The 405-nt window shown below is 61.7% G+C and carries 1 protein-coding gene; it reads left to right on the top strand.

Features of this window, described 5'->3' with window-relative positions; genetic code table 11:
• The coding region (locus tag EN862_RS34940) for a thiamine pyrophosphate-dependent enzyme (RefSeq protein WP_245519820.1) at nucleotides 1–405 on the top strand (405 nt) is incomplete at both ends.

The following is a 405-nucleotide window of genomic DNA, read 5'->3' on the forward strand; positions in this document are numbered from 1 at the left end:
GCCTGACCTCCTCGATCGGCAACGCCGTGTTCAACAAGAATGATGGCGTCATCGTCATCGTCGATAACTTCTACTCGGCCGCCACCGGCGGCCAGGATATCCTGTCGTCGCGCGCCTCGAACCGCACCAAGTCGACCAAGCATCCGATCACCGAGGCGGTGAAAGGCATGGGCGTGAAATGGCTGCGCCATGTCGACCGCACCTACGATGTCGGCAAGATGCAGGACTCGTTGCGTGAGGCGCTGACGACGAATGAGAAGGGCCCGAAAGTCATCGTCGCTTCGTCGGAGTGCATGCTCAATCGCCAGCGCCGCGAAAAGCCGCTGGTCGACAAGGCCATCAAGGGCGGCGAGCGTGTCGTCAAACCGAAGTTCGGCGTCGACGAGGACATCTGCACCGGGGACC

The organism is Mesorhizobium sp. M2E.F.Ca.ET.219.01.1.1 (assembly GCF_004016445.2).
GTDB lineage: Bacteria > Pseudomonadota > Alphaproteobacteria > Rhizobiales > Rhizobiaceae > Mesorhizobium.